This window comes from Faecalimonas sp., assembly GCA_029264305.1.
GTDB lineage: Bacteria > Bacillota > Clostridia > Lachnospirales > Lachnospiraceae > Faecalimonas.
Map to the genome: position 1 here is coordinate 60,466 of JARICA010000015.1, position 13,048 is coordinate 73,513.

At 34.9% G+C, this 13,048-nt stretch carries 12 protein-coding genes and 3 tRNA genes; all 15 read right to left on the minus strand.

The features are described 5' to 3' along the window. Positions 1–30: 30 nt before the first annotated feature. Positions 31–1,266 carry a threonine/serine exporter family protein gene (locus tag ACY2U7_RS04285; protein ID WP_461812930.1) on the minus strand — a complete coding sequence of 412 codons (1,236 nt, stop codon included), beginning with the start codon at positions 1,264–1,266 and terminating at the stop codon, positions 31–33. Between the two features lie 134 nt (positions 1,267–1,400). Continuing rightward, a tRNA-Cys gene (locus tag ACY2U7_RS04290) sits at positions 1,401–1,471 on the minus strand. Between the two features lie 120 nt (positions 1,472–1,591). Next, positions 1,592–2,419: a purine-nucleoside phosphorylase gene (locus ACY2U7_RS04295; protein WP_461812931.1), complete on the minus strand. Its 828-nt coding sequence runs from the start codon at positions 2,417–2,419 to the stop codon at positions 1,592–1,594. Between the two features lie 16 nt (positions 2,420–2,435). After that, on the minus strand, positions 2,436–3,164 hold the full coding sequence (locus tag ACY2U7_RS04300) for a Crp/Fnr family transcriptional regulator (RefSeq protein ID WP_461812932.1): 729 nt from the start codon (positions 3,162–3,164) through the stop codon (positions 2,436–2,438). 1 nt (position 3,165) lies between these two features. Continuing rightward, complete coding sequence (add, locus tag ACY2U7_RS04305) at positions 3,166–4,125, minus strand: adenosine deaminase (protein WP_461815955.1); 960 nt, start codon at positions 4,123–4,125, stop codon at positions 3,166–3,168. Between the two features lie 102 nt (positions 4,126–4,227). After that, on the minus strand, positions 4,228–5,328 hold the full coding sequence (locus ACY2U7_RS04310) for a BMP family lipoprotein (RefSeq protein ID WP_461812934.1): 1,101 nt from the start codon (positions 5,326–5,328) through the stop codon (positions 4,228–4,230). A gap of 22 nt (positions 5,329–5,350) precedes the next feature. Further along, positions 5,351–6,016: a deoxyribose-phosphate aldolase gene (deoC, locus tag ACY2U7_RS04315; protein WP_461812935.1), complete on the minus strand. Its 666-nt coding sequence runs from the start codon at positions 6,014–6,016 to the stop codon at positions 5,351–5,353. Positions 6,017–6,027: 11 nt separating this feature from the next. After that, positions 6,028–7,350, minus strand: a complete 1,323-nt coding sequence (locus ACY2U7_RS04320) for a pyrimidine-nucleoside phosphorylase (RefSeq protein ID WP_461815956.1) — start codon at positions 7,348–7,350, stop codon at positions 6,028–6,030. 14 nt (positions 7,351–7,364) lie between these two features. Continuing rightward, on the minus strand, positions 7,365–8,318 hold the full coding sequence (locus tag ACY2U7_RS04325; protein ID WP_461812937.1) for an ABC transporter permease: 954 nt from the start codon (positions 8,316–8,318) through the stop codon (positions 7,365–7,367). A 4-nt stretch (positions 8,319–8,322) separates the two neighbouring features. Beyond that, positions 8,323–9,438 (minus strand): ABC transporter permease, encoded by a 1,116-nt coding sequence (locus ACY2U7_RS04330; protein ID WP_461812938.1) that lies wholly within the window; start codon positions 9,436–9,438, stop codon positions 8,323–8,325. Then, the gene (locus ACY2U7_RS04335; RefSeq protein WP_461812939.1) at positions 9,428–10,957 is read right to left on the minus strand and encodes an ABC transporter ATP-binding protein; all 1,530 of its coding nucleotides are present in this window, start codon (positions 10,955–10,957) and stop codon (positions 9,428–9,430) included. Before ACY2U7_RS04335 ends, ACY2U7_RS04330 begins: the two co-directional genes overlap by 11 nt. 23 nt (positions 10,958–10,980) lie before the next feature. Then, a complete protein-coding gene (gene cdd, locus ACY2U7_RS04340; protein WP_461812940.1) occupies positions 10,981–11,394 on the minus strand; it encodes a cytidine deaminase in 414 nt (137 codons plus the stop codon). A 14-nt stretch (positions 11,395–11,408) separates the two neighbouring features. Continuing rightward, a complete protein-coding gene (locus tag ACY2U7_RS04345; protein ID WP_461812941.1) occupies positions 11,409–12,581 on the minus strand; it encodes a phosphopentomutase in 1,173 nt (390 codons plus the stop codon). Between the two features lie 228 nt (positions 12,582–12,809). After that, positions 12,810–12,880 (minus strand) — tRNA-Cys (locus ACY2U7_RS04350). Between the two features lie 43 nt (positions 12,881–12,923). Continuing rightward, positions 12,924–12,995, minus strand: a tRNA-Glu gene (locus ACY2U7_RS04355). Positions 12,996–13,048: the final 53 nt, after the last annotated feature.

A 13,048-nucleotide genomic window follows, 5' to 3' on the forward strand; every position in this document is an offset into this window, starting at 1 on the left:
TGAACATTTCATAGAAAGCCTTTTTAATCTCTAAGATTTCTTACCTACATGATACTCTTTTTTCATAGCTCGCATTGTACTTCTAGCAATCACATCTACAATATTGAATCCAAATGCAATGGCTAGACATGTTGCAAATAAAACAATAGCTTCACCAAACGCCATACCCATATCACGACTTACACAGCCGTACATCATATAATACAAATTTGGTCCTGGAATCAATGGGAATACAGAGGCAGTCAAAAATATTGTTGATGGAGCCTTGTTCTTTCTCGACATCACAAAAGCATATCCTGCTACAAATATAGCAGCTACTAATGTTGCCAAAAAGTTACTTGGTTTTAATTCATATACAATCAAATAAATTCCCCATGTGATAAATGCACCAACACCAGAGTAAAGAACCTGTTTCCCTCTGATTTTAAACCAGAACGCAAAACCTACACAAGCAATTGTACATGAAATCAACTGAATGGGAATATTGTAATTTAAAATAAATCCCTCTGCTGAAACACCATCTAATAACAACATTGCAAATGCCGTTCCGAAAGCAATTCCTGCTGCTCCAAGCATTGAATTCATAATATTAATCGCACCTGAAATATAATCTTTCTGTAACAACTCTCTAATTCCATTAGTTGTACTTAATCCACTAATTAAAAGCATAACAATTCCAATCATAATTCGTTCCGGATGACTTCCAAGACCGACACGAACACAAAGAAGAATAATCACTTCTGAAAGAAACGATAAAATCGCATTATATATCAAAAGATTTTCCTCTCTTCTACTCAGCCAACCACCTACAACTACAATCATAAGCGAAACAATTACTGCTACAATAGAATCAAAAAAATTACTTCCAAAAAATACTGCAAATCCCGTACCACCCATAACCGCTGCAAAATACTTGATAGCAGGATGTTGTGCTGGTCTATTCACTACCTCTAGATATTTTTTTTGTAATTCTTTTGCATCAGGCGTATGCTTACAGACATAGCGCGATAAATTATTCAAATAATCCAATTGATCAAAATCGATATCTGCATTCTCAATATGACGAATTTGTGTAATGATTTCCCCTTCTGGTGTTTCTACTGTCATTTGTATATTACTTGGAATGACAAATACGTCATATCTCACAAACCCATAACTTTTGCACATACGATATAAACTATCTTCCAATCGGAAGTTCTCCGCTCCATTAATAAGCATAGCCTCCCCAATATCTAAAATACCTTGCACGATCTTCTTATAATCCATAATCTCTCTACCTCTAAATAAATATACTGTATGTAATCATATCTATAGTTTTTCCAAAAGTCAACTACAAGTTATAATGAAAAATAAAAAAATATCGAGAACTCTTCTAAGAAGAATTCTCGGTATTTTTACTAAGGCGCCAACCAGATTTGAACTGGTGATAGAGGTGTTGCAGACCTTTGCCTTACCACTTGGCTATGGCGCCACTATAACTTATATTATAATATATACTTTTATGATAAAAATTATACCAAATTATTTTTTTTCCGTCAATTAAAACATTTACAAAAAAGAGTTACAGTATATACTATAACTCTTTTATCCTTTATTCTCCAAGTCTTGTAATAATACCTGTAATCAACGCTTTGAACTGTTTTGCTACTCGATCTGCTGTTTCTTGCACTTCTTTATGATTTAATTCCTCTTTTGACATTCCTGCTGCAAGATTTGTGATACATGAAATACCACATATTTCCATTCCCATATGTCTTGCCGCCATTGCTTCACATGCTGTACTCATCCCTACTGCATCAGCTCCCCAAGCTCTTGCCATACGAATTTCCGCTGGTGTTTCATAATTCGGTCCTGTAAATTGAGCATACACACCTTCTTTTAAATCAATTCCCAACTCTTTTGCTGTTGTCCTAACAATTTCCTGCATTCTTTTGCTATAAACTTCGCTCATATCTGGAAATCTTACACCTAACTCATCTAAATTAGCACCAATCAATGCACTTGGAACACCTGTTGTAATATGATCTGTCAACATCATAAAATCTCCTGGTTTGAAATCAAAATTCACACCACCTGCTGCATTTGTTAAAACTATTTTTTTTGCTCCTAAAAGTCCCATAAGTCTTGTTGGTAGCACCACATCAGACATTGGATATCCTTCATAGAAATGTACTCTGCCCTGCATTATTACAACAGGAGTTTTATCGACATAACCAAAAACAAAACGTCCCTTATGTCCTGCTACTGTTGAAGTCGGGAATCCTTCAATTTCTGTATAATCTACTGTCTGCACAATTTCTATTTCATCTGCATAGTCACCAAGCCCTGATCCTAAAATCAATGCCACTTCTGGGCAAAAATCCACCTTTTCTTTTACACTCTTTACACAAGTCATTAATTTTTCATATACTAAATTCATTCTAAACACCTTTCCCCTATTCAATATCAATAAGTGTCATTATCATATCTTTTAATTTTCTATATTGTTCATAAGACACTGTTATTTTATTTCCTTCCTTACTAATTAATCCCTCTTCAGAAAATTTTTTTACTGCACGATTAATTGTTTTGACACAAAGTCCTGTTGTATCGGAAAGTCCTTGACGTCCTCCCTGTACTCGCAAAAGTCCATTTTTTGCATACAGTTCATATCGCTCTGTCAACAACATTGCCAATCTATCTGAACCTTGTAAAAATAAATATGCTCTACTTTTCCGTCCGTCTTCAAGCAAAGATTTCCCTGTTAATTTTGCTTCCAATTTCAGCACTCGCAAATCTGACAAAAGCCATTTCTCATACTGTGCTTTTGGTATTTTTACAATTGTACACGGCGTGGCTGTTTCTAATGTTGTCATATATGTGTCCAAATCCATAATAATTTCCATTCCACCTAATGCATGTACACAATCAAAACTCATAAAATCATAAGTAATCCCATAAATACGGTAATCTGTTGCCTTAATCGTTCCTTTTCCCACAAAATATATTGTATCAATAGGAGTATTTTCTCGCACAAAAACTTCGCCTTTGTCCATTTCCTCAATTTGAAAAGAATCCATAATCCATGCTGGAGCACTTTTAAAATATTCCTCAAATTGTTTTTGTGTTTCTCTTTTACACCTTTTCAGAAATGGTAATACATTATACAAATATTTGTACTGCATTCTATACTCCTTTCAACTTTCTCCAAAGTTCCGCTTTGATAGAATCTTTTGCAAATGCCACATCAATAGCATTTCCTGTCATTGTAATTAGTTCTTCCTCTGTAATACCATACTGCTTTTGAACAAATTCCATTTCTTTTTGAAGCGTAGAATGGCTTACTGTTCTATTATCTGTATTGATTGTTACACGTAATCCCTCATTTAAAAATTCACGGATTGGATATTCCGATGGACTTTTCACTGCCTTTGTCTGCAAATTACTAATCGGACACATTTCTATTCCAATACCTTTTTCTCTACATAAAGCAATCGCCTTTTTATTTCCACGAAGTGCAATTCCATGCCCTATTCTTGCTGCACCACACTCTACGGATTGAATAACGTTTTCTACACTTCCACATTCTCCTGCATGGATTGTAAACGGAAGTCCTAACTTCTTTGCCTCAGCAAATAATCCTATGAATTTTTCCATAGGAAAAGCAGCCTCATTTCCAGCCAAATCTACAGCACAAATTCCTTCTCCCAAAAATTCTCTTGCTATTTTCATCATTGCTAAATTTTCCGCTTCAGAATGGTGGCGCATAGCACAAGCGATTACATTGTAAAAAATATTACATTCCTTTTTTGCTTCTTCTAATCCTTCTATTACAGACTGAATAACTCTCCTACAATCCAAATGTTCATTTACCGACAACAATGGTGCAAATCTTACTTCAACATATTCAACATTGTCTTTTTGTAAATCTAACAAAAATGCTTTTGACGCTCTTTTTAATCCCGTTTCTGTTTGCAAACATTGTAGTGGCAAATCAAACTTTTCTAAATACTCCGCTAGGTTTCTACAATCTTCACTTACTTGCATTTCCTCTTGTTTTACTTCCCTTCCAAGCAGTTCGCTTACAATTTGTACTGGAAGCGAACCATCTAAATGACAATGTAATTCTATTCTAGGTATAGGCATATTGGCACCTCCTTATTGTATGATTTACTCTTTAAAGACAGCATAAGCATCTTACACCAATGTGCCAGATGCTTATACTTGCTTTTATTTTACATGTTCAAATTATTTAATTGATTCAACTTTTACAACTGATGTTTGTAAATCTTTAGCATCTTTTGCTGCTGTGTCATTTGCAATTTTAATTGAACCTGATTTTAATTCAGCATATACTTTATCGTATTCTGCCTGTGTGAATTTTTCAAGTTTAGATGTTTCCATTGGCAACTGTACACCATCATCTGCTGCACTTAATGTAATTGATTTTCCACCTTCAAATGATTTGTCATAGTATGAAGCAACTGCATTATAAACTGAATCACTTAATTTTTTCATAGCAGATGTAATAACAGTATTAGATTCTACTGACTGATCTACGTCTACACCAATTACTTTCTTTCCTGCACCTTCTGCTGCTTTCATAACAGAGTTACCAACTCCACCACCACAAGCAAAAATACATTCTGTTCCTTCACTATACCAAGCTGCTGCTTTTGCCTGATTTTCTGGAGAAGCATCGAAGTTTCCTACATATGTGTATTTAATGTCAATCGCATCTTTTGCTAAACCAAGTTCTTTTGCTGCTGCATCAGCTCCTTGAACAAATCCATATCCATAGCGGATAACTGCAGGTACAGCAATTCCACCCATAAATCCAAGTTGTTTATATCCTTCTTTAACTGCTGCATAACCTGCTAAGTAACCAGCCTGTTCTTCAGCGTAGAAAATTGAAAGAACATTCTTTTCAATATGTGGTTTTTTATCTTTTCCGATTGGTGCTGCATCAATGATAATAAATGTTGTATCTGGATATTTAGTCTGTGCTTCAAAAATTGGTTTTTCAAATAAGAATCCTGGTGTTACAACAACTTTAGCTCCACCTTTTATAGCAAGATCAATTGCTGTTAAACAAGCTTTATCTGATTTTTCAGAAGGTTTATAATATTTACAAGAAATATCTTTTTCATCTGCGTATTTCTTCAAACCTTCCCATGATCCTTGGTTAAATGATTTATCGTCAATTGTTCCTACGTCAGTAATTAACGCTAACTCATATCCACCTTTATCACCTTTCTTGTCATCTGATTCCCCTGGTTTCTTTGCACAACCTGCCATACCAAGCACCATTGCACCTGCTAGAATTAAACTAAGCATTCTCTTTTTCATTTTTTCTTCCTCCTTTTTGTTTTTAATAATCTTTGCCTTCTCTCCCTTGAATAAGGGAAATTGCTGAACTTGTGCCTATTCTATCACATCCTGCTTCTAGAAAGGCTTCCATATCTTCCACACTTTTTACTCCGCCTGCAGCTTTCATTTTTACATGTGGTCCAATATATTCCTTAAACAAAAGAATATCTTCCATTGTTGCTCCTGCAGTTCCAAATCCCGTAGAAGTCTTAATATAATCTGCTCCTGCCTCTGTTACTGCTTTACACATTGCAATTTTTTCTTCTTTTGTTAAGTAGCATGTTTCAATAATGACTTTAAGAATTTTATCCCCAACAGCCTGTTTTAAACTACGTATTTCTTCTGTCACCTTATCAAAATCACCATTTTTTACATCTGTAATATTAATTACCATATCCACTTCTTCTACACCATCTTCTATTGCCTGTTCTACTTCAGCAAGCTTTGCTTTTGTAGTACTATATCCAAGTGGAAAACCTACAACAGTACAAATATTAATTTTATCACCATAAGTATCATGGATTCTTTTTATATAGTTTGGTGGAACACATACAGACGCTGTCTGATACTCGATTGCTTCATCACATAATTTCTGAATATCTTCCCATGTTGTAAATGCTTTTAAGATCGTATGATCTACATGACTTAAAATTTCACTTGTTTTCATTTTACCATCTCCTAATATTTTTCTACTCCATTTGGAGTTACTCTTGCATAAATTAACGGTTCCTCTTTTGGTGGTTGCTCCATAATAACTATAGAATTTCTATATTGTTCCTGTGCATTTTCAAAAAGAGAGTCATTCGATGTATATAAAATTGCTAAAACATCTCCTTCTTTTACAACATCCCCCGTCTTTTTCTTTAAAACAATTCCTGCCGTAAAATCAATCACGCTATCTTTTGTTTCTCTTCCTGCACCCAGCATAGATGAAGCAATTCCACAACCTTCCGCATTCATATGCGCAATATATCCAGATTTTTCTGCTAAAACTTCTCGCTGATAAGGAGCTTTTGCAAACTTATTCGTATCACGTATTACATCTGCATTTCCTCCCTGTGCTTCTACCATAGCAATGAGCCTTTCTAATGCTCGTCCACTATTTATTGCATCTTCTGCCAGTTGTCTACACTCTTCAATATTTCCTTTTTTAGCTAGGTACAGCATATTGGCCGCCAATTGTAAACATACTTCCGTCAAGTCCTTTGGGCCACGTCCTTGTAACGTTTCTACAGCCTCAATCACTTCAAGACTGTTACCTATATTATATCCTAATGGAATATCCATATTTGTAATTAATGCTACCATTTTCTTCCCTGCATTTTCACCAATAGACACCATTTCTTTTGCTAACGCAATCGAATCTTCTACAGTCTTCATAAACGCGCCACTTCCGGTTTTTACGTCTAATAAAATACCATCGTTTCCTGCTGCTAATTTTTTACTCATGATGGATACTGCTATAAGAGGTATACTGTCTACCGTTGCCGTAACATCTCGAAGTGCATATAATTTTTTATCTGCTGGAGCAAGGTTACCAGATTGACCAATTACTGAAAGTCCCGTCTGATTGACTACTTCAAAAAATTTCTCTCTATCAAGAGATGTTTGCATTCCTGGTATAGATTCCATCTTGTCTACAGTTCCACCTGTATGGCCCAATCCTCTACCGGACATCTTAGCCACTTTCACTCCGCAAGAAGCAACAATTGGCGCAATAATAAGTGTCGTTTTATCTCCTACGCCTCCTGTAGAATGTTTGTCCACTTTCATTCCTTCAATGCCCGATAAATCGACCATATCACCTGAATGTGCAACTGCAAGTGTCATTGCAAGCGTCTCTTCTTCAGTCATTCCTCGAAAATAAACTGCCATAAGAAACGCTGACATTTGATAATCCGGGATTTTGCCATTTACATATTCTGTAATCATGTACTGGATTTCTTCTTTTGTTAAAGCCTCTCCATTTCTTTTTTTCATGATTAAATCATACATTCTCATAGCGTTTTCCTCCTTTATCTCATTCCTTTATCATAAGGAATTCCTTCTGCTTTCGGTGCCTGTGAATTCTTAGAGAAGAATGCAAGCACAACTAATGTTGCAATATATGGTATCATTTTATACACTTCATTTGGAATTGGAAGACTTTTTAACACTGGAATTGCTGAATAAGCACTTGCTAATGTTTTCATTACCCCAAAGAAAAATGCTGCCATAAAAATTTTATTACTTCTCCATTGACCAAAAATCAATACCGCCAATGCCAAGAATCCATACCCTGCAACACTGGCATTAAAGTTTGTTGAAGTAGGAACAACAAATACAAGTCCTCCTATTCCTGCTAAAACACCTGAAATAATTACACCAGAATATCTAATCTTATATACATTTACCCCTACTGAGTCTGCTGCTCCTGGGTGTTCACCACAAGCACGAAGTCGCAAACCAAATCTTGTTCTTTTAATTACAAATGCTGCAATAATAAAAATCAAAATACCAAGATATGTTGTAATATAACAATTTCTAAAGAATAATGGTCCAATAATTGGAATGTCACCTAAAAATGGTACCTTATTAATTTGAAATGTATCTGTAAACTGAATCTGCTGTACTCCTTGAATCATTCTTGCTACAAAAATCGCAAATGCAGGTGCAAACATATTAAGTGCAGTACCACTAATTGTTTGATCTGCTTTCATATTAATAGAAGCAAATGCATGAAGCAAAGAAAAAATTCCTCCAGTAACTCCTGCAATCACTACTGCAATTAATAGTAATCCTTGACCACTCATTGTTCCCTGAGTCATATTGATAAATAAGATACCAAAAAATGCTCCAATTACCATAATTCCTTCTAATGCAATGTTAATTACACCACTTCGTTCAGAGTACATCCCTCCAATTGCTACAATCAGAAGTGGAATTGCAAAAAACATTGTCTGCTGCATAATAAAATATACAATATCCATCCTCTTATTCCTCCTTCTTAAGATTGTCTTTTTTCTTCTTTTCTTTTCTAAGTTGAATTTTACTAATCATCCCTTTGAAAAGTAAAGATAAAGCACCACAGTAAATAATTGCTGCAATAATCATATCAATAACTTCTGGTGCAAAATCAAATAACTGCATATTATATCCACCAACAGTAAGATGTCCAATAAATAGACCTGCAAACAAAATGCCAATTGGATTTGACATACCAAGCAAAGCTACAGAAATACCAGAAAATCCTTCTGGAGCAATAATATCCAATACTTGTAGATATTTTCCTGAATTTGCAAGATATAACAGCGCTCCTCCAATACCTGCTAAAGCACCTGAAATCACCATAGATAAAACAACATTTCTTTTTGCATTAATCCCTGCATATTTACTTGCATTTTGATTTTTCCCACAAGCTTTTAACTCGTATCCAAAAGTTGTTCGATTCAAAATAATATAAACTAAAACAACAAAGACAATAACAATGATAATTCCCACATTAATATCTGTATTTGGGAAAATCTTATCTAATCCTGCCTTCGGAAGATTTGCTGTATCTGCTACTGCCATAGACTGATTTTTAACATGATCATAAATTAATTTCTGAATTAAAAGGTTAACAAGATACATTCCAATGTAATTCATCATAATTGAAGAAATAACTTCATTTACATTTCTAAATGCTTTTAAAATTCCAGGTAACATTCCCCATAACGCACCAGCTAAAGCGGCTCCTAAAATTGCAACTAAACAGTGGATTCCTGCTGGTAAGAATGTACATTTCACTCCAATCAAAACGGCAACAAATGCACCGATTGTAAATTGTCCTGCTGCTCCAATATTAAATAACCCTGTTTGAAAAGCAAAACCAACAGACAACCCTGTCATAATAATCGGTGTTGCATAATAAAACATTTGACCGATTCCTTGCATTCCATCTGTAAAACCACCTTGCAAGATCATCATAAATCCGCCAGAAGCCTGACTTGGATTACTAACAAGTAAAATAATAAGTCCAAAGAGTAGCCCACAAATAATCGCAAGAATTGAGGAACTGAAACTAATCATACCTTCTCGCTGAAAGAGGCCTTTTTTCTTATACTCCATGATTCACACTCCTTTTCGCTCCTGCCATGTATAATCCTAATTCTTCTGTTGTAACTTCTTTCGGATTTACATCTGCAACAATTTCTCCTTCGTACATTACTAAAATTCTATCACTGACATTCATTACTTCATCTAGTTCTAAAGACACAAGTAAAACAGCCTTCCCTGCATCTCTTTGTGCAATTAATTGTTTATGAATATATTCGATTGCTCCAACGTCTAATCCACGAACAGGCTGTACTGCAATAACAATCTCCGGATTTCTGTCTAATTCTCGTGCAATAATTGCTTTTTGTTGATTTCCTCCAGACATACCGCGAACAACACTATCTGCACCTTGCCCTGAACGAATATCGAACTTTTTGATGAGTTCCTCTGCATATTTTCGAATCGCATCAAACTTCAAAAAACCATGTTTTTGGAAACGTTCTGTAAAATATGTTTGCAATACTAAGTTTTCTTGCAAATTATAATCTAAAACCAATCCATCTTTATGTCTATCTTCTGGAATATGAGCCATACCGTCAAGGCATTTCTTTCTGATACTTTCATGGGTAATATCTTTCCCTTTTAAAAATATCTGTCCTTCATCTATTGGCATCATTCCTGTAATTCCATATACCAATTCTGATTGACCATTTCCATCGATACCTGCTATTGTGACAATTTCACCTTTTCTTACTTCAAAAGATACATCTTTCACTGCATCTTTCCCATGTTTGCTCTTAATTGTCATATTCTTCACTTCTAAGATAGCATCTCCCGGATTTGATTCCTTCTTATCGATGATAAAATTGACTTTTCTTCCTACCATCATTTCTGACATTTCTTCTTTAGATGTATCTGCAACCTCAATTGTACCAATATACTTCCCTTTTCTTAAGACACTACAACGATCTGCAACTTCCTTAATTTCATTTAATTTATGCGTAATAAAAATAATTGATTTTCCTTCTTCTACAAGTTGTTTCATAACTTTCATTAATTCATGAATTTCTTGTGGAGTTAATACTGCTGTTGGTTCATCAAAAATCAAAATATCATTATCACAATACAACATTTTTAAAATTTCTACTCTCTGTTGCATTCCTACTGTAATATCTGAAATATATGCATCCGGATCAATTTTAAACTTATAACGTTCACTTAACTCCATAACTTTCTTTCGGGCATTTTCCATCTTCAATACTCCGCCCTTTGTTGTTTCTCGTCCAAGTACAATACTTTCCAAAACAGTAAAATTATGCACTAATTTAAAATGTTGGTGAACCATACCAATTCCCAACGCATTTGCATCATTTGGATTATTGATTTTCACTTCTTTTCCATTAATTTTTATTTGTCCCTGTTCTGGTTGGTACAATCCAAATAATACACTCATTAACGTAGATTTCCCTGCCCCGTTTTCTCCCAACAAAGCGTGGATTTCACCCTTCTTTACTCGCAGTGTAATATCATCATTAGCTTTAAATTCCCCAAACTGCTTCGTAATATGGTTCATTTCAATTACATATTCCACGTTTTCTCCTCCTTCTTTTTACTTTATTTCAAATTTGACGGCGAAAAGCCATATGGCATAATTTCTTTCAAGCTCATCACTTTTATATTCTCTTTCCCATCTGAAAGAATAATTTGAAATTCATCCAAATCACAAAATTCCATCATAACTTGTCTACATACTCCACAAGGTGCACACAAATCATCTGCATTTGTTCCTTCTTTTCCTCCAACAATAGCAATTTTTTCAAATTCCATGTCTCCTTCTGAAATTGCTTTAAAAAATGCAGTACGCTCAGCGCAATTTGTAGGAGTATAGGAAGCATTTTCAATGTTACACCCATGATAAACCTTCCCATCCTTCGTCAATAGCGCCGCTCCAACTTGAAATTTGGAATATGGCGCATACGATTTAAGTCGTGCTTTCCTTGCTTCTTCTAGTAATTCCCGATTCGTCATATGCACATACACCTCTACTTACATATCTCATCTTTGAAACTTGTTCCATCTGTTGTAATTTCTACACCAAACATATCAAGAATTGTAGCTGAAATATCAGCAAAAGTTTTACGAGTGCCTAAATTTACACCTTCTTTAATAGACTCCCCATAAACTAAAAGTGGCACACACTCTCTTGAATGATCAGTCCCTTTGAATCCTGGATCACATCCATGATCTGCCGTAATCATCAAAATATCATTTGGTCTCATCCTATCCATAAATAAACCAAGTTGTTTATCAAATGTTGTTGCCGCCTTAGCATATCCTTCAACATCATTTCTATGACCATATAGCATATCAAAATCAACAAGATTTACAAAACATAAGCCATTAAACTCTTGATCTTGTAATGCAATTGTCTTCTCCATGCCATCAACATTATTTACAATTCTTTGCGTATGAGCAATTCCTTTTCCTGCAAAAATATCGTAAATTTTTCCTACACCATACGTATCATAGCCTTCTTCTTCTAAAAGATCTAGCATTGTTTTCTTAGGTGGGAGTAACGAAAAATCATGTCTATTTGCAGTTCTTCTAAAATTCGGCGCCTTATCTGTAAAAGGTCGTGCAATAACTCTTCCCACTCCGTGTTCACCTGTAAGAAGTTCTCTTGCAATCTCACAATATTTATACAACTCTTCTACGGGAACAATCTCTTCATGTGCCGCAATTTGAAAAACGCTATCTGCCGATGTATAAACAATTAACTTTCCTGTACGAATATGTTCTTCTCCATAATCTCGAATGACATCTGTTCCAGAATATGGAAGATTACAAAGCACTCCTCTTCCTGTTCTTTTTTGAAACTCATCTAGCAATTCTTTCGGAAATCCATTTGGATAAGTAGGGAGTGCTTTAGGCGAAATAATTCCTGCTATTTCCCAATGTCCTATTGTTGTATCTTTCCCTTTCGAAGCCTCTTGAAGTCTGCCATATGCTCCTACAACCTCTTCCTTCTTCTCTAAGTAATCCACGCCATCAATATATGAAAGACCCAATCGGCTCATATTTGGTGTATAATATTCTGGAGATTGTGTAATTGTGTGTAGCGTATTTGCACCTTCGTCTCCAAAATTTATAGCATCAGGTGCATTTCCAATTCCAAAACTATCTAGTACAATTAAAAATACTCTCTGTTTACTCACTATTTTTCTTCCTTTCTATTTTGTTTCCGAGTTAATATAATTTAATTATATATGATTATATAAATCTAAAAAAGGACTTATGTCCTTTTTTAGATTTTCTTTTATAAAATCATCTATATATTCTTTCCTATATTAAAATGTGAATTTTTAAAAATTTTATACATTTATGCACTCTTTTCTATTTTGAAATAACAAAAAAGCATCACAAATTAAATTTGCGATGCTAAAAGGCGCCAACCAGATTTGAACTGGTGATAGAGGTGTTGCAGACCTTTGCCTTACCACTTGGCTATGGCGCCATATTTAATTGTTTAAACCACAAGAGGAATCTTGTGGTCTGAATGACTCCTACGGGAATCGAACCCGTGTTACCGCCGTGAAAGGGCGATGTCTTAACCGCTTGACCAAGGAGCCTTACACTCTTTTTTCTATTCTTAAATAAACTCCCCAAGTTGGACTCGAACCAA